15 protein-coding genes and 1 tRNA gene are annotated in these 16,123 nt (G+C 63.8%); 10 read left to right on the top strand and 6 right to left on the bottom strand.

Features of this window, described 5'->3' with window-relative positions; genetic code table 11:
• The first annotated feature begins 6 nt into the window (after positions 1-6).
• The gene (locus C8N32_RS04275; protein ID WP_170106729.1) at positions 7-1,002 is read left to right on the top strand and encodes a DUF2125 domain-containing protein; all 996 of its coding nucleotides are present in this window, start codon (positions 7-9) and stop codon (positions 1,000-1,002) included.
• On the opposite strand, the gene C8N32_RS04270 is transcribed toward C8N32_RS04275, so the two are convergent.
• The 4 genes from C8N32_RS04270 to phaZ all read right to left on the bottom strand — a co-directional run bounded on the left by C8N32_RS04270 (position 999) and on the right by phaZ (position 5,121).
• Positions 999-1,784, bottom strand: a complete 786-nt coding sequence (locus tag C8N32_RS04270; protein ID WP_107891222.1) for an extensin-like domain-containing protein — start codon at positions 1,782-1,784, stop codon at positions 999-1,001. The two genes, C8N32_RS04275 and C8N32_RS04270, sit on opposite strands and share 4 nt — an antisense overlap.
• Positions 1,781-2,701 carry a prephenate/arogenate dehydrogenase family protein gene (locus C8N32_RS04265; protein ID WP_107891221.1) on the bottom strand — a complete coding sequence of 307 codons (921 nt, stop codon included), beginning with the start codon at positions 2,699-2,701 and terminating at the stop codon, positions 1,781-1,783. The genes C8N32_RS04270 and C8N32_RS04265 overlap by 4 nt, the downstream gene beginning before the upstream one ends.
• Positions 2,698-3,780 (bottom strand): histidinol-phosphate transaminase, encoded by a 1,083-nt coding sequence (hisC, locus tag C8N32_RS04260; protein ID WP_107891220.1) that lies wholly within the window; start codon positions 3,778-3,780, stop codon positions 2,698-2,700. The genes C8N32_RS04265 and hisC overlap by 4 nt, the downstream gene beginning before the upstream one ends.
• 75 nt (positions 3,781-3,855) lie before the next feature.
• On the bottom strand, positions 3,856-5,121 hold the full coding sequence (phaZ, locus tag C8N32_RS04255; protein ID WP_107891219.1) for a polyhydroxyalkanoate depolymerase: 1,266 nt from the start codon (positions 5,119-5,121) through the stop codon (positions 3,856-3,858).
• 110 nt (positions 5,122-5,231) lie between these two features.
• Between phaZ and C8N32_RS04250 the strand changes: the two genes are divergently transcribed.
• The 7 genes from C8N32_RS04250 (at position 5,232) to C8N32_RS04220 (ending at position 13,581) form a co-directional block, all read left to right on the top strand.
• A complete protein-coding gene (locus tag C8N32_RS04250) occupies positions 5,232-7,013 on the top strand; it encodes a PHA/PHB synthase family protein (RefSeq protein WP_107891218.1) in 1,782 nt (593 codons plus the stop codon).
• 105 nt (positions 7,014-7,118) lie between these two features.
• Complete coding sequence (locus C8N32_RS04245; protein WP_107891217.1) at positions 7,119-7,568, top strand: phasin family protein; 450 nt, start codon at positions 7,119-7,121, stop codon at positions 7,566-7,568.
• Between the two features lie 144 nt (positions 7,569-7,712).
• Positions 7,713-8,255, top strand: a complete 543-nt coding sequence (gene phaR / locus C8N32_RS04240) for a polyhydroxyalkanoate synthesis repressor PhaR (protein WP_107891216.1) — start codon at positions 7,713-7,715, stop codon at positions 8,253-8,255.
• A gap of 83 nt (positions 8,256-8,338) precedes the next feature.
• Positions 8,339-9,352, top strand: coding sequence for a GDP-mannose 4,6-dehydratase (locus C8N32_RS04235; protein ID WP_107891215.1), 1,014 nt, complete (start codon positions 8,339-8,341; stop codon positions 9,350-9,352).
• Entirely contained in the window at positions 9,349-11,802 is a 2,454-nt protein-coding gene (locus C8N32_RS04230; RefSeq protein ID WP_107891214.1) for a glycosyltransferase family 4 protein, read from the top strand. Before C8N32_RS04235 ends, C8N32_RS04230 begins: the two co-directional genes overlap by 4 nt.
• On the top strand, positions 11,799-13,214 hold the full coding sequence (locus tag C8N32_RS04225; protein ID WP_107891213.1) for a mannose-1-phosphate guanylyltransferase/mannose-6-phosphate isomerase: 1,416 nt from the start codon (positions 11,799-11,801) through the stop codon (positions 13,212-13,214). Before C8N32_RS04230 ends, C8N32_RS04225 begins: the two co-directional genes overlap by 4 nt.
• A 31-nt stretch (positions 13,215-13,245) precedes the next feature.
• Positions 13,246-13,581 (top strand): DUF2794 domain-containing protein, encoded by a 336-nt coding sequence (locus C8N32_RS04220; RefSeq protein ID WP_107891258.1) that lies wholly within the window; start codon positions 13,246-13,248, stop codon positions 13,579-13,581.
• Here the strand turns inward: C8N32_RS04220 and C8N32_RS04215 are convergent, their stop codons facing one another.
• Positions 13,582-14,439 (bottom strand): N-formylglutamate amidohydrolase, encoded by an 858-nt coding sequence (locus C8N32_RS04215; protein WP_107891212.1) that lies wholly within the window; start codon positions 14,437-14,439, stop codon positions 13,582-13,584.
• 122 nt (positions 14,440-14,561) lie between these two features.
• Between C8N32_RS04215 and C8N32_RS04210 the strand changes: the two genes are divergently transcribed.
• Both C8N32_RS04210 and ykgO read left to right on the top strand, forming a co-directional pair.
• Positions 14,562-14,636 (top strand) — tRNA-Val (locus C8N32_RS04210).
• Between the two features lie 75 nt (positions 14,637-14,711).
• Complete coding sequence (gene ykgO / locus C8N32_RS04205) at positions 14,712-14,837, top strand: type B 50S ribosomal protein L36 (protein ID WP_107891211.1); 126 nt, start codon at positions 14,712-14,714, stop codon at positions 14,835-14,837.
• Between the two features lie 62 nt (positions 14,838-14,899).
• Here the strand turns inward: ykgO and C8N32_RS04200 are convergent, their stop codons facing one another.
• Positions 14,900-16,120 carry a phenylacetate--CoA ligase family protein gene (locus C8N32_RS04200; protein WP_107891210.1) on the bottom strand — a complete coding sequence of 407 codons (1,221 nt, stop codon included), beginning with the start codon at positions 16,118-16,120 and terminating at the stop codon, positions 14,900-14,902.
• Between the last annotated feature and the right edge of the window lie 3 nt (positions 16,121-16,123).

The following is a 16,123-nucleotide window of genomic DNA, read 5'->3' as shown; positions in this document are numbered from 1 at the left end:
GCCGTCATGCGCTGGCTCATGATCGGAAGTCTGGTCGCGATCCTGGCCGGGTCGGGGCTGTGGGTCCTGGGGGCGCACAGTGTGAAAACCGGGATGGACCACTGGGCCGAAACCCGCCGCGCCGAAGGGTGGCAAGCCGAATACGCGGCGCTGGACGTCACCGGCTACCCGCTGCGCTTTCGCGCCGCGTTCACCGATCTCGCACTGGCGGACCCGGAAACCGGACTGGCCTGGCAAGCGGCCGCCTTCGAGACCGATACCTCCGCCTTGCGACCCTCACGGGTTCGGGTGCTGTGGCCGGGAACGCAATACATCGCAACCCCGCTGGAGAAAATCGGCCTGTCGGCTTCCCCGGTGCAGGGCCTGCTGCATCTCAGCCCCGGCCCGTCGCTGGAATTGGCAAAGGCGGAAATGGTATTCAACGCGCTGTCGCTTGCCTCCGACCGGGGTTGGCAAGCTTCCGTAGGGGCGGCTCGCTTCTCTGCGGTCCGGACCGGACCGGCGACCTACGCCACCCATGCCTCTGCCACCGGCATGCGCCTGCCCAGCCGCGCGGTCGGGCTGCTGGACGACAACGGTGTACTGCCCGATCTGTTCGAAGGAGTCGAGATCACCGCGACCCTGACCTTTGACCGCCCGTGGGACCGCCGCGCGATCGAGGAGCGCCGCCCGCACCCCACCGGCCTGGCTCTGACCCGGCTGGAGGCACAATGTGGCAGCCTTGCGCTGGCGGCAACGGGCACGGTGGCCATCGCGCCCGACGGGATACCCAGCGGGGAAATCGCCCTGCGCGCCACGAACTGGCAGGAAATGCTGCGCGTCGCCGTCAGTGCCGGAGCCCTGCCTGAAAGCGCGGCCCGGCAAATGGAAAAAGGCCTCGGCCTGCTGGCCGGATTGTCCGGGCGGAGCGATACGCTGGACGCCCCCTTGCGGTTTTCGGGCGGCCGCATCTGGCTGGGGCCGATTCCCCTGGGCAAGGCCCCGGCCCTGCGCCTGCGCTAACGGCAGTACCGCCCCGCGCGCTGCGCGACATCGAGATGCAGGTGATCCTTGTGATAGCGGTCGGCCTCGGGGCCCAGGACGGTCTTGAAGGGGCCACAGGCTTCGCGATGGACCTGGCGCAGGATTTTCCCCGCAACCACATCGTTCCACCCCGACAGAACCGGGATGGACTTGCCGTTTTTCAGCACTATCGCGGAAATATCCACTGCCCGGCCCTTGGCATGCTCGGACAATTTCCCGCCGGGCCGGTTGTTGCGCGTGCGGCAGGCATAGCCGGCGGCCACGCGCAGTCCCCCGGCACCGCCGCCCAATCGCCGGACAGCGGGCTTCACACTGTTCTCAACCCAATCTGCCAGCGCCTGCGCAGCAGAACAATCCAGAACCGCAGCTGGCTTCAGTGCCACGCCGGAGACGCGGGTAACCCGCACCGGGCGGGCGATTTCACAGCCCCGCAGCCGCCCGGAAATCGGGGCAAGCGCCTCTCCCTCGATCTGGTGGCCGCCACAAACGCCCCCACGCGGAGCACGGGAAAGAACCCGTGTTTCAGCCTCGACAGGGCGCATTTTCACCGGGCGGGGAGACGGCCGAACCATGACGACCGGACGGAGACCGGCCGCCCCCTCGGGGCGGGGGACGGGGCGCATCGGCGCGTCGGAATACACCGGACCGGGAGACGTGCGGAATACCATCTCCACCGGGCGTGGAGAGGGACGCGGAGACCGATCCGGCGCGGCAAGCGCAGGGGCCGCCAAAAGCAGGATCAGTATACCGGACCAGATCATTTGCGTGCGTAGCCCCGGCCAAAATCCGGGGCATCGGTATCCTGACCGGCCTCGATGATCCCCCGGCGAATGGCGCGGGTCCGGGTGAAATAGGCGTACAGGTGATCCCCGTCGCCCGTACGGATCGCTCGTTGCAGTGCAAACAGTTCCTCGGTAAAGCGCCCTAGAATCTCCAGCGTCGCATCCTTGTTGTTCAGGAACACATCACGCCACATGGTCGGGTCCGAAGCCGCGATGCGGGTGAAATCCCGAAACCCGGCGGCGGAATATTTGATCACCTCACTGTCGGTGACCCGGCGCAAATCGTCCGCCACACCGACCATGGTGTAGGCGATCAGGTGCGGCGCATGGCTCGTGACCGCCAGGACAAGATCGTGGTGATCGGGGTCCATTGGCTCGGTATGTGCCCCCAGTGCGCGCCAATAGGCGCTGAGCCTCTCAACCGCGGCGGGGTCGCTGCCCTCCACCGGTACGATCAGGCACCAGCGGTTGTCGAACAGCTCCGCGAAGCCCGAACGCGGGCCGGAATGTTCCGTCCCTGCGAGAGGATGCGCAGGCACAAAGTGCACCCCCTGTGGAATGTGGGGTGCAATGGCCTCGATCACCGCGCGCTTGACGGAACCCACATCCGTCACCGTCGCGCCGGGGGCTAGGCGCGGGCCGATTTCCGAGGCGATGTCACCCATCGCGCCCACCGGCACCGCCAGCACGACGAGGTCGGCCCCCTGTACCGCCTCGGCGGCGGTGTCTGTGATGCGGTCGCACAGGCCGATCTCCCGCGCAGCTGTACGGGTTTCGGCAGAACGCGCCGTCCCCACGATCTCTGCCGTCATGCCGGCCCGACGCATGCCATGGACCATGGAAGACGCGATCAGCCCCAGCCCGATCAGCGCAACGCGGGTGTAGGGCCGGCTCATGCCTGGCCCTCCCTGAACTGCCGGATGGCGTGAACGACACGGCGGCAGGCGGATTCGTCCCCCACGGTGATACGCAGGGCCTCGGGCAGCTTGTACCCCGCGACCTTGCGAACGATCAGCCCCTGGCTTTTGAGATAGGCATCACAGGCATCGGCCTCGGCCGGATTGTCAAAGCGGGCCAGAATGAAATTGGTGCTGGAAGGGTCCACCCCCACACCCAGATCTGTAAGCGCCTCGGTCAGCCAGGCCCGCAGGCGGGCATTCTCTGACTGGCAATACGTGACATATCCCCGGTCCAGCAGCGCGGCACGGGCGGTTTCCAGTGCCGGCTGGCCCAGATTGAACGGCCCGCGTACACGGTTGAGCACCCCGATCACCTCTTGCGCGCCGTACCCCCAACCGACGCGCAGGCCGCCAAGCCCGTAAATCTTGGAAAACGTCCGCGTCATCACCACGGAGTTGCGCGCCTCGACCTGCGCGGCGCCGCCATCGAACCCCTCGACATATTCCGCATAGGCCCCGTCAAGCACCAGCAGCGCGCTTTCCGGCAGGCCATCGGCAAGGCGGGAGATATCATCCTCGGGCAACATCGTGCCGGTCGGGTTGGCCGGATTGGCGATGAAGACAAGCCGCGTGCGCTCCGTCACGCCGGCAAGCACCGCATCCACATCCACGGTCCGGGCACGCTCGGGCACCTCCACGGGTGTCGCCCCCGCAGCCAGCGCGCTGATACGATACATGGAAAAGCCGTGCTCGGTATAGACCACCTCATCCCCCGGCCCCGCATAAGCCTGGCAAAGGAAGGTGATGATCTCATCCGACCCCGCACCGCAAATCACGCGGTCCGCATCCAGCCCGTGCACTGCGGCAATGGCGGCGCGCAGATCTGCATGGTCGGTAGGCGGATAGCGGTGCAGCTGTCCCGCGATGCGCCGGAATGCCTCCTGCGCGGCCAGCGAAGGGCCGAAGGGATTCTCATTCGAGGAGAGCTTGACGACATCCGCAACACCCTCCACATGCGCCTGCCCGCCCTCATACAGCGCAATATCCAGAATACCGGGCTGAGGACGGACGGACATGGGGAACTCCTTCTTGGGCGTACCCCCCGTGTCTAGCCGGGTGCCGGGTGCAACACCAGAGTGGAAAGCATCCGCTCAGACGGTCTTGAGCCTGGGCGATGCGCGGCGGCTGCGCGCGTTGGCGTCAATGAATTCCAGCACCAGCGGACGGATGTTGTTACGCCAGCTTTTGCCCGCGAAAATACCGTAATGCCCGGCACCGGGCTCCAGATGGCTGGCCTTTTTCGCCTCCGGCAGGCCGGTCAGCAGATCCAGCGCCGCGATGCACTGGCCGGGGGCGGAAATGTCGTCATTGGCCCCCTCGACGGTTTTTACCGCCACATCGGTGATCGCCCCGATATCCACCTTGCGCCCGGCGACGGAGAAATCGTTGCGGGCGATCTCGCGCGTTTTGAACACGCGTTCGACAGTAGACAGGTAGAACTCCGCCGTCATGTCCATCACCGCGAGGTACTCATCGTAAAACCGGTTATGCTTGTCGTGATCCCCCGCCTCGCCCTTGGCGACACGCAGGATCTGTTCACTGAACGCACGGGAATGCCGCTCGGAGTTCATCGACATGAAAGAGGCCAGTTGCAGCAGCCCCGGATAAACCAGCCGCCCTACACCCGCGTATTTGAACCCGACGCGCTGGATGGCGATCTGTTCCAGTTGACCCATGGTGATACGGCTGCCGAAATCGGTGACATCGGTCGCGGCGGCGTCGGGGTCGATCGGGCCGCCGATCAGCGTCAGGGTCGAGGGCTGGGCCTCGGGGCTCTCGCCGGCAAGATGCGCCGTCGCGGCGAGGGCCAGCGGGGCGGGCTGACAGACAGCGATCACGTGGATGTCAGATCCAAGATGCTTCATGAAATCGACAAGATAAAGCGTGTAATCTTCAATATCGAACTTGCCGCAAGACACCGGAATATCGCGCGCATTATGCCAATCCGTGATGAATACTTCGCAATCGGGCAAAAGACTGGCCACGGTGGAGCGCAAAAGCGTCGCGTAGTGGCCCGACATCGGCGCCACGAGAAGAACACGCCGCGCCTTCGGCGGACGGCCATGAACCCGAAACTGGATCAGATCCCCGAAGGGGCGCTCCACCAGTTTCTCAACCGAAACGACATGGTCGCGCCCGTCTTCGGCCACGACGGTATTGATATTCCAGTCCGGCTTGGCCACCATCCGGGCAAAGGTGCGCTCGGTCACCTCGCCCCACGCCGCGACGAGTTGAAAGAACGGGTTGGGCACCATTCCCATCGCCGGATAGGACCCGAACGCCAGCGCCGACGCCCCCAACCACTGGTTGGTATTGCGCAAGCTCTCCATGACGTCGTAGGTGGCCATATATTTCATCCGCGCCCTCCGGGCTGTTCATCAAAGCGTTTTACCGGCTATGATCATAGCAATGGCACATCTCTGCTGCGAGTGCAAAATAGACTAATTTCACGGGAGGATTTTAAAAAGTGACGGCAGATTCCGACCCTCCGGCCGCTAACCTTGAGCGGCTAAACGAAAATATCGCAAAAATCGAAGAGCTTTCCGAACGCCTGATCAAGGCGGTTTCGAACAAGCGCGCCATCGATCCGAACCTCCAGGGGCCGGGGCACGACCTGTTCATGAAAGCCGCCGCCGCCTACATGGCGGAAGTGATGCAAAACCCTTCCAGGTTGATCGAGCACCAGGTCTCCTACTGGGGCAAGGCCCTGAAACATTACGTGGAGGCCCAGCACAATCTGGCCAGCGGCAAGCTGACCCCACCGCCCGACCACACCCCTGAGGACAGCCGGTTTTCCAATCCGCTCTGGCAGACGCATCCCTATTTCAACTACCTCAAGCAGCAGTACCTGCTGTCGGCGGAAGCGATCGGCACCGCGGTGGACGATCTGGAGGGGCTGGACCCGCGCGACGCCCGGCGGGTGGCATATTTCACCCGCCAGATCGTGGATCTGTTCTCCCCCGCCAACTTCCTGGGCACCAACCCGGAGGCGCTGTCCCGCGCGGTGGAGACCGACGGGCAATCGCTTGTGGACGGGCTGGAGAATCTGGTCCGCGACATTGAGGCCAATAACGGGGAGCTTCTCGTCACGCTTGCGGACAAGGACGCCTTCAAGGTCGGCGAAAACCTCGGCACCGCCAGGGGCGCCGTGGTCTTCCGCAACCGACTGTTCGAACTTATCCAGTACAGCCCCGCCACCGAAACCGTCCATGCGGAGCCGTTGCTGATCTTTCCGCCATGGATCAACAAGTTCTACATCCTCGACCTCAAAGAGAAGAACAGTCTGGTCAGGTGGATCGTCGATCAGGGCTACACGCTGTTCATGGTCAGTTGGGTCAACCCGGATGCCGGCTTCGCGGAGGTCGGTCTCGACACCTATATCGAAGAGGGCTACCTGACCGCGATCGCAGAGGTGAAGCGCCTCACCGGGCGGGAAAAGGTCAACGCGGCGGGCTACTGCATCGCCGGCACCACGCTGGCACTGACCCTGGCGCTGATGAAAAAGCGCGGCGACAGGTCGGTTCGCTCCGCCACATTCTTTACCACGCTCACGGATTTCTCGGACCAGGGCGAGGTGGGCGTGTTCCTCAATGACGATTTCATCGACGGGATAGAGCGCGAAGTCACCGAGCAAGGCTATTTGAGCAGCTTCTTCATGTCCCGGACATTCTCGTTCCTGCGGTCCAACGACCTGATCTACCGGCCCGCGATTCGCAGCTACATGATGGGCGAAGCCCCGCCCGCCTTCGACCTGCTGTACTGGAACGGGGATTCCACCAACCTGCCCGCGCGTATGACGGTGGAGTATCTGCGCGCCCTGTGCCAGCAGGACCGTTTTGCAACCGAAGGCCTCGAGATTTGCGGCGAGACGCTTCGGATCGGGGATGTGGGGGTGCCACTTTTCGCCGTTGCCTGTGAAACCGATCATATCGCCGCGTGGGACTCCAGCTTTACCGGGATCCGCAAGATGGGCAGCCGCGAGAAGACCTTCGTTCTGGCGCAGTCCGGACACATCGCGGGCATCGTGAACCCGCCCAGCAAGAAGAAGTACGGCCACTTCACCAATGACGGCCCGATGGAGACCCCGCAAAGCTGGCGCGCCGGCGCCACGTTTCACGATGGCTCCTGGTGGCCGCGCTGGGCCGCGTGGCTCAAGCGGCGCTCGGGCAAACAGGTCCCCGCGCGGGACCCCGCCCCCGTACTGGCCCCGGCGCCCGGCACTTACGTTCTGGCTGCGCCGGGTACCTGACACGGGGATTTTTCTGCGGCGCAGCAAAAAAGCTTGAAATGCTGCGGCGCAGCATGTATATGTGTCCCGTAAGCCCCGAACACCCTCGCTCAGGAGTACAGATCAATGGCGAATACGCAGGACTTTACCAAGATGATGCAGGACATGATGTCGGCGTTCCCGATGGACATGTCCGTGATGCAGGACGCTTTCAAATCCCAGGCCGGACTGGGCGAGAAGATGTCGAAAGTGGCGCTGGATGCCGCGGAAAAGTCGACCGAAATCTCGGCCAAGTGGACCAAGGACACCCTTGCCAAACTGGGTGAAGTGACCTCCGTCAAGGACGATGCCACGGACTATTCCAAGGCGATGACCGATTTCGCCTCGTCCTCGGCTGAAATGGCTGCCGAAAACATGGCCGCCTTCGCCGAGATCGCCAAGAAGGTCCAGATGGAAACCGTCGAGCTGATGCTGTCCGCAGGCAAGGACTTTTCCGAGGATGCCACTGCCGCCGTGCAAAAGGCCACCAAGGAAGCCACTGCCGCCGCCAAGAAAGCGACGGCCGCCGCGAAATAAACGGCGTTGCGTACAGTCTGGCGCCCCGGCACCCTCCCGGCCGGACGCGCCTTGGGCGGGCATGATGCCCGCCCTTTCTTTTTTTGCGGCTTGCGCATAAGCTTCTCTGCACCGCAAAATCGGTACCGACAGGGAGACACCCCCGTGAGCGAAGCCAACAAGCCGTTGCTGATCAAGCGCTATGCCAGCCGCCGCCTCTACAACACAGAAACGAGCGACTACGTCACGCTTGAAAATATCGCGCGCGTCATCCGCGAGGGGCGAGAGGTCAAGATCGTCGACCTGAAAAGCGGCGACGACCTGACCCGCCAGTACCTTCTGCAAATCATCGCGGAACACGAAAGCAAGGGTGACAGCGTCCTGCCCATCAACGTCCTGATGGATCTGGTGCGAAGCTACACCAGTTCCGCGCAAAGCGTTGTGCCCCAGTTTCTTGCGGCCAGTTTCGAAATGCTGCGCGACAGCCAGTCGAAAATGATGGAAAACATGGGCCGCATGAACCCGATCGCCGCCATGCCCGGATTCGAGGCGATGCAGGCCCAGCAGGAGGCTTTCCTCAGGGCGGTTTCCGGTGGATGGACCACCACCAGCGCCCCCGAGGCCGAAGCCGACGACAGCGAGGAACTTCGCGAAATCCGCCGCGAACTGGCGGAACTTCAGAAAAAGCTGGCGCGGCTGAACAAGTGAGTCCACGCTGCGATTAATCGCCTGTTAAGCATGTTTGGCTAAGCCCTCCCAAGGCGGCAAGTCATGCGCAAGGGGAACGGGCGATGAAGCAGGCGTTTATCACCGGAATAACCGGGCAGGATGGCGCCTACCTCGCGCGGTTGCTGCTTGAAAAGGGCTACACGGTGCACGGTGGGATGCGCCGCACCTCTCAGCCCGGTCTGACGAATCTGCACCGGCTCGGCATCGTTCGGGACGTGACCCTGCATGAGTTCGACCTGACCGAGATGACCGGCATCTTCCGCATCATCCGGGACGTGGAGATGGACGAGTTCTACAACCTCGCGGCCCAAAGCTTCGTCGGCACGTCATGGAACCTGCCGCTTTATACGTCCGACGCGAACGCGATGGCGGTGGCGCGCATCCTCGACACCTTGCGCACCCTGCGACCGCAGACACGCTTCTACCAGGCGTCCACATCCGAAATGTTCGGTCTGGTCCAGGACGCGCCCCAACGGGAAACAACCCGATTCCACCCCCGCTCACCCTACGGGGTGGCCAAGGTTTTCGGTCACTACATGACCATGAACTACCGGGAGAGCTTTGGCCTGCACGCCAGTTCCGGCATCCTGTTCAACCACGAAAGCCCCCTGCGCGGGAAGGAATTCGTCACCCGCAAGATCACCCACGCACTGGCAAAGCTGGCCCGCGGCGGGACCGATCCGGTGGTGCTGGGCAACCTGAACGCAAGCCGGGACTGGGGGTTTGCCGGAGATTACGTCGAAGGCATGTGGCGCATGCTGCAACAGGACGAAGCCGGTGACTACGTGCTTGCCACCGGCGTGACTACGACGATCCGGGATTTCGTCGGCCATGTCGCCGAGGCCCTGGGCATGACGCTGGACTGGACCGGTACGGGCCTGGAAGAAACCGCAACGGACATCAAAACCGGCAAGTGCGTGGCCACGGTCAGCGCAAAGTTCTTTCGCCCTGCCGAGGTGGAGATCCTGACCGGCGATGCCGGCAAGGCACGCGGGAAACTGGGCTGGGCGCCGACCGTCGACATTCGCACACTTGCCGAAATGATGGCAAAAGCCGATTACGACGCCCTCGCATGATCTTGTCCCGCGCGCTCTCCCGGTTGCGGGGGCGGCAGCCCCGGCACACAGCCCCCCCCGTCTTTCGCGGCTTCTTCGATGGCCTGCGGGAAGGGCGCCTGACCGGCTGGGCCGTACGGGCCTGTGACGGGTCGGGGGGGCTGCGCGTGGGTCTTTTCGCCGGGCCCAACCTGCTTGACACCGCCCTTGCCCGGGAAAACCGGGGCGACGTGCACAAGGCCGGGGCCGGGGAATCAGAGTGCGGTGTCTCCTTTCCGCTGAGTCCTGCGCTGCACGCTGCCGCCGATGCCGATGAAAGCCAGATTCATCTTAGGGTACTCGATGCGCCGGAGCAGGTGATTGGCCGGCTCGCCCCCGGAACGCTGCGCCCGATGAAAGACATCTGTGCACATCCGCATCTGTCGCGCTGCCTTGACCTGCTGGCCGGGGATTTGCCGGCGCTCGACGCCCTCGTGGCCCCGGATCACCCGCGGCCGCCCCTGCACCGCCATACACGCCTGTTCGACCCCGGCGATGACCAGACCGGCCTGTCGGCCTATCTCGAGTTCACCCGCCTGCGAATGCGCAAGGAGACAGAGTTCGACCCCGCAACCATCCCCGAAGACCGGGACCATTTCCTGCACTGGTACATTTCGGTCTACAGCCCCCGGCGGGGAGGGCTGCGCGTTCCCCTCTCCCGGCGCGAGGTGGATTACCTCACCGGCCCGGTCCATATGGGGGGTCAGCGCCATAACCTGCCGCGTGCCATGTGGTGGCGCCTGCTGGACAGCCCCGATACCGGGCCGATCCGCATGTCCTCGGCCAGGTGGCGCCGCCGCGCGGCCTACTGGTGGGCCGCCGAGGAAACCCCGCGCCTGTTCATGGAAGATTGCCTTGTTCCCGCAGACATGGCGGCGTTGCTACGCCACATCCCCAAGGCCTACCACGGGGCTGCCTACCCGCTTTCGGTGTTCATGGAGGAGTTCCTGGACGCCACCCCCCAGTTTTCGATGCTGAACCGCACCCGTGCGGCCGACCGGCAGCTTCTGACGCTGATTCTGGCCGCGCAATCGGCCCGGCGCCCCGATCTGCTGCGCTACCTGCCCCGGAATACGTTGACCACCCTGTTCGAGGGGGAGCACGCGCCCTTCTCCCGTTTCCTGGCCGCAACGGGCCGCCCGCCGCTGACGCGCGCACGTTTCGTAGCCGCCCTATGCCACAAGGGGTATGACCCGGAAACGGACACATTCCTTTCCTGCCTCCCGAAGGGGCGGCTGGAAGCCGCGCGCCGGCCTGCCGTGGTGGGGGAAAAGGTGGATGTTCAGGTCATCGGACCACTCGGCAAGGCCTCTGGGCTGGGGCAGGCGGCACGCCTGTCAGCGCGGGCCCTCTCACAGACCGGGCTGCGGATCAACGCGGTGGATTTCGCGCTGGACAACCCCGCACCCGAGGGGTTTTCCACCCCGGCGGCACATGCGGATTTCCGCCCGGCACGGATCAACCTGCTGCACCTGAATGCAGAATCGGTGCCGCTCGCCTTTGCTTACGGGGCAGACGTGTTCAGCGACAGCTACAATATCGGCTATGTCTTCTGGGAGCTGGACAGCCCCGCCCGGTGCCACCGTCTTGGCCTGAAGCTGCTGGATGAAATCTGGGTCGCGTCGGATTACGGCCTGCGCTGCTATCGGCCGCATGCCGGGATCCCCGTCCGCAACATGGGTATGAGTTTCGAACAACCGCCCAGAATCGATACCGGCGAAGCCCGTACCGCCCTGCGTCGCCGCTTCGCGATCGGGCGGGAAAGCTTTGTCTTTCTTCTTTCCTTTGACAGCTATTCCTTCGTACAGCGCAAAAACCCGATTGGCGCGATCCGGGCATTCCGCATGGCCTTTGCCGCGGACGAAGATGTGCGCCTGATCGTGAAAACTCAAAACCGCGACGACATCTGCGACCGTACACAGGAACGCATCTGGAAACAGCTTGCCGCACTGGCTGGCTGCGACCCGCGCATCCTGATCGTCAACGAAACCTTGCCCTATGAAACCCTGCTGCACATCAAGGCCGGCTGCGATTGCTATGTCTCGCTACATCGATCCGAAGGCTGGGGGTTCGGCATGATCGAGGCGATGAGCCTGGGCATTCCGGTGGTATGCACCGGGTATTCGGGCAATATGGACTACTGCTCCCCCCAAACCGCCTGGCTGGTGGACTCCACCGAAACCCTGCTCACGCCCGATGACTACATCTTCGTCGAGACCGGCCAGAAATGGGCCGAACCCGACATCGCCCATGCCGCCCGGCAGATGCGCGCGCTTTGGGCCGACCCTTTGGGCCGGGCGAACCGGGCCCGCACCGCACGGGACCGTGTGCGCAGGAATTTCGGAACCGAGGCTCTCGCCCGCCGTTACGGGGCACGTCTGCGGGAAATTCTGGGAAACCCCTCCCTCCCAAACAAGGGTTATTGCCCATGATCACGCCTGTTCTTCTTTGCGGCGGTTCCGGCACCCGGCTGTGGCCGCTGTCGCGCCAAAGCTACCCGAAGCAGTTCGCCCGGATCATCGGGGGAGAAAGCCTGTTCCAGGCCTCGGCGCGGCGCTTCACGGGGGCGGGTTTTGCCAATCCGGTGATTATCACTGGCGATGATTTCCGGTTCATCGTGACCGAGCAACTCGATGCCTGCGGAATCTCCCCCGCCTGCATCATGATCGAACCGGAGGGGCGCAACACGGCACCCGCCGCGCTGGCCGCCGCGCTGTTCGTCGCGGCACACGACCCAAAGGCCCTTATTTTGCTGGTGCCCAGCGATCACTCCGTGGCAGACGCGGAACTCTTCCGCGATGCCGTGACACACGGAATTGTCGCCGCCGCCAAAGGTCAGATCGTGACCTTCGGAATCACCCCAACCCGGCCTGAAACGGGGTATGGATGGTTGGAGGCCGGGGCGGAAACGCATCCCGGCGTGTTCCGGCTGGAACGGTTCATCGAAAAACCCGACAGGGCACAGGCAGAGACCTTGTTCAGGGATACGCGTCATCTTTGGAATGCCGGGGTGTTTCTGGCGCGCGCCGCCACGCTGATCGACGCTTTCCGAACCCACGCCCCCGAAATTTTCCATGCCGTCGAACCCTGCCTGGACGGCGCGCATCCAGACCTTCGCTTTACCCGAATCGCATCCGAGCCCTGGGCCAAAGTCCCCGAGAACTCCATTGATTATGCGGTGATGGAAAAGGCCCGGAATGTCAGCGTCGTGCGCTTTTCGGGGCACTGGTCGGACCTGGGGGGATGGGAAACCGTCTGGCAGGAAAGCCCGAGGGATGAGGCCGGCAACGCGCAGACGGGCAAGGCCACGGCACTGAACTGTGAGAATACGCTGCTGCGGTCGGAAAGCGGAGAGGTCGAGCTGGTCGGGATCGGGCTGAAGAATGTCGTCGCCGTTGCAATGCGGGATGCGGTCATGGTGGCGGACCTGTCGGAAACACAAAGCGTCCGGCAGGCGGTGCAAACCCTCAGGGAGCGGGGCGCGGCACAGGCGGCACAACTGCCTGTCGATCACCGCCCGTGGGGCTGGTTCGAAACGCTGGTTCTGGAAGAACGGTTTCAGGTCAAACGCATCCACGTCACCCCCGGTGCGGCGCTGTCCTTGCAAAGTCACATGCACCGTTCGGAACACTGGATCATCGTGGCGGGGACCGCCCGGGTCACCGTGGATGGCGCAGAAAAACTCCTGACCGAGAACCAGTCCGTCTACATCCCGGTCGGCGCGGTGCACCGGATCGAAAACCCCGGCAAGGTTCCGGTGGTCCTGATCGAGGTGCAGACAGGCGCATATCTGGGAGAGGACGACATCGTCCGCCATGAAGACCTGTATGCGCGGCAGGCTTGATTTAACCCTCCGCGACAGGCACGATCCGCCCATGAACATCGCTCCTCCGCCCTCTTTCGGGACTTCCGGGCAGGTCGCTTTCAACCGCGGGGAACTTGGTATGATCCTCTCGGTGTACGGGCGGATGGTTGCGGCGGGCGAATGGCGCGACTACGGCATTTCCTGCCTGCGCGGCGTGGCAGTATTTTCCGTCTTTCGCCGAAGCGCGGAATGCCCGCTCTACCGGATCGAAAAGCGCCCGGCGCTGCGCAACCGTCAAGGGATGTACACGGTTCTGGGAATGGACGGTCAGGTTCTGCGGCGCGGGAGCGATCTGAAAACCGTGCTGCGGGTGCTGGAGCGCAAGCTGATCCGCGCGGTGAAGTGATCACTCCGCCGCCAGCGGCATATCTCCCCGGCCGATTTCAACGATTTCCGCAAGGGCTGCGGTCATCAACCGCCGAAAGGCGGGAAAATTTCCGTTCGGGCGAATCCGGCTCTCGTTCATGTAAAGCGCACGATCGATCTCCACCTGCACGGCGTGGCGGTTTCGGGCGGGATGGCCATAACGTTCGACGATATAGGCCCCGGCAAAGGGCGTGTTCCGGGCCACCTGCAATCCCGCACGGCTGAAAACCCCGGCGATCCGGTCGACGATCTCGGGGTTGGCCGATGTGCCGAACCGATCCCCCAGAACCACCTCCGGGCGGCGTGAAGATGCATGGGAACACCCCTGGACCGCCTCGCTGGGCATCGAATGGACATCAATCAGAATTGCTCTCCCGAAGCGGGCGTGCGCCTCATCGAGCAGCGCCGAAAGCTGCGCGTGATATGGATACCAGTAGGTCTTCAGCCGGGTCCCGGCCTCTGAGTGGGATAGTTTGCCGCGGTAGATGACCCGCCCATTGGCCACCACGCGGGGGATCACCCCAAGACCGGAACTCACCCGCGGATTATAGCCCTGCATGCGCACCCCGGAAATGACCGCCGGGTCGAGATCCGTCGGCGCGCGGTTAAGATCGAGATACGCGCGGGGCATCGAAGCGGCCAGAAGCGGCGCGCCCAGAAGCGGCACCCGCGCAAGCAGCATGTCTATGAAGGCGTCCTCGGAAGAACGTACCGTGTGCTCATCCAGAACCGTCTGGCGCAGGAACGCGGTGGAGTAACTACGCCCGCTGTGAGGCGACGAAAACACCACCGATGTCGCCAGACATTCCGGACGGACAAGGGTAAAAGCCTTTTGCATGCATGCTCCTTCTTCAAAGTCGTTATAACGCTTTTCAGGGACATGCCAAAAGCCACTTGAACACCCTTCCGACTCCTTTTATAGACCTGCGAACCGACGCACCGGTGTGCGCGGACGGTATCGGGCGGTTAGCTCAGCGGTAGAGCACTACGTTGACATCGTAGGGGTCACTGGTTCGATCCCAGTACCGCCCACCATTCACTCCTTCCCTTCCGGGGCAGGCTGGCAGAAACCCAAAGGCGCGGGACGCGCCGCGATATGAGGAGAAGACCATGAAGGTCCGTAACTCGCTCCGCTCGCTGAAGCAGCGTCACCGCGATTGCCGCGTTGTGCGCCGCAAAGGCCGGATCTACGTCATCAACAAGACCCAGCGCCGCTTCAAGGCCCGCCAGGGCTGACAAGACCGCGACAGCGAAAAAGCCACCCTTGGGGCGGCTTTTTGGTTTTTTGAACCTGCGGATCAGCCATAGCTGCGCTGGTCGTCGATGACCTTGCCGTCGTTGGGCAGGCTGCCCGGCGGCACGATTTCCACCGTGCCTTTCAGCTTCAGAACCTCTGCCACGCTGGGGGCATATCGGGTCGCGTCCGTGGCTGGGGATTCGATTTTCACGGTCATCGCGTCCATCTCCCCGTCGCGGGTGGCAATGACCCGGACGCGGGTCACTTCCGCATGACGCGCAACCAGTTCGGCCACCTGCTCGGGCCGGACAAACATCCCCTTGATCTTCGCCGTCTGGTCGGCGCGCCCCATCCAGCCCCTGATACGCATGTTGGTCCGGCCGCAGGGCGACGCCCCCGGCAGCACCGCAGACAGATCCCCCGTGGCAAACCGGATCAGCGGGTAATCGGGGTTCAGAGTGGTCACCACCACCTCTCCCACTTCGCCATCGGGCACCGGATCGCCGGTTCCGGGGCGAACGATTTCGACCACCACGCCCTCATCGACAATCAACCCCTCCATCGCGGGGGATTCATAGGCGATATTTCCAAGATCGGCGGTGGCATAGCATTGCAGGCAGGTGATCCCCCGATCGGCATATTCCTGTCGCAAGGACGCAAACAGCGCCCCCCCCGACACAGCCGCGCGGCGCAGGCGGGACAGGTCCAGCCCCAGCGCATCGGCCTTGTCGAGGATCACCTTCAGATAATCCGGCGTCCCGGCATAGGCGGTCACGCCGATGTCGTGGGCCGCACGGGCCTGAAGCTCGGTCTGGCCGGTCCCGGCAGGCAGAACCGCCGCACCAACAGCCCGTGCCCCGCTTTCGAAGATCATGCCAGCCGGGGTCAGGTGATAGCCGAAACAGTTCTGGACAATATCGCCCTTGCCAACCCCAAGCGCATGCAGAAAGCGCCCCAAACGCCACCAGTTATCGGTAACGCGGCCCGGCTCATAGATCGGACCGGGGGACTGAAAGATATGGTCGAACCCTCCGGGTGGGCAGACGGTGAAACCGCCGAAAGGCGGGGCCTTGGCCTGCGCGCCGGTCAGTTCGGATTTACGCAGGACAGGCAAGCCGGCAAGCGCCGCACGCGAGGTGACGGCCCCGGCTTCCACCGTACCCAGCGTCTGCACAAAACCCGGCAGGGTTTTCGCGGCGGCCACCTGCGCGGGCAGGAACTCGGCCAGCGACGCGTCCCGCTGATCCGCGGAGCGGATTTCCCAATCGTCGAAATACGTCATGAC

It is taken from the genome of Rhodovulum imhoffii (genome assembly GCF_003046545.1).
GTDB classification, from domain to species: domain Bacteria; phylum Pseudomonadota; class Alphaproteobacteria; order Rhodobacterales; family Rhodobacteraceae; genus Rhodovulum; species Rhodovulum imhoffii.
The sequence above is the reverse complement of the archived record's forward strand: the minus strand, read 5'-3'. Positions and strand labels throughout refer to the sequence as shown.

Excerpts from the sequence above, each read along its gene's own strand:
- C8N32_RS04275 (WP_170106729.1), top strand. The coding sequence starts at position 7 with ATGCGCTGGCTCATGATCGGAAGTCTGGTCGCGATCCTGGCCGGGTCG.
- C8N32_RS04270 (WP_107891222.1), bottom strand. The coding sequence starts at position 1,784 with ATGATCTGGTCCGGTATACTGATCCTGCTTTTGGCGGCCCCTGCGCTT.
- C8N32_RS04265 (WP_107891221.1), bottom strand. The coding sequence starts at position 2,701 with ATGAGCCGGCCCTACACCCGCGTTGCGCTGATCGGGCTGGGGCTGATC.
- hisC (WP_107891220.1), bottom strand. The coding sequence starts at position 3,780 with ATGTCCGTCCGTCCTCAGCCCGGTATTCTGGATATTGCGCTGTATGAG.
- phaZ (WP_107891219.1), bottom strand. The coding sequence starts at position 5,121 with ATGAAATATATGGCCACCTACGACGTCATGGAGAGCTTGCGCAATACC.
- C8N32_RS04245 (WP_107891217.1), top strand. The coding sequence starts at position 7,119 with ATGGCGAATACGCAGGACTTTACCAAGATGATGCAGGACATGATGTCG.
- C8N32_RS04235 (WP_107891215.1), top strand. The coding sequence starts at position 8,339 with ATGAAGCAGGCGTTTATCACCGGAATAACCGGGCAGGATGGCGCCTAC.
- C8N32_RS04230 (WP_107891214.1), top strand. The coding sequence starts at position 9,349 with ATGATCTTGTCCCGCGCGCTCTCCCGGTTGCGGGGGCGGCAGCCCCGG.
- C8N32_RS04225 (WP_107891213.1), top strand. The coding sequence starts at position 11,799 with ATGATCACGCCTGTTCTTCTTTGCGGCGGTTCCGGCACCCGGCTGTGG.
- C8N32_RS04220 (WP_107891258.1), top strand. The coding sequence starts at position 13,246 with ATGAACATCGCTCCTCCGCCCTCTTTCGGGACTTCCGGGCAGGTCGCT.
- C8N32_RS04215 (WP_107891212.1), bottom strand. The coding sequence starts at position 14,439 with ATGCAAAAGGCTTTTACCCTTGTCCGTCCGGAATGTCTGGCGACATCG.
- ykgO (WP_107891211.1), top strand. The coding sequence starts at position 14,712 with ATGAAGGTCCGTAACTCGCTCCGCTCGCTGAAGCAGCGTCACCGCGAT.
- C8N32_RS04200 (WP_107891210.1), bottom strand. The coding sequence starts at position 16,120 with ATGACGTATTTCGACGATTGGGAAATCCGCTCCGCGGATCAGCGGGAC.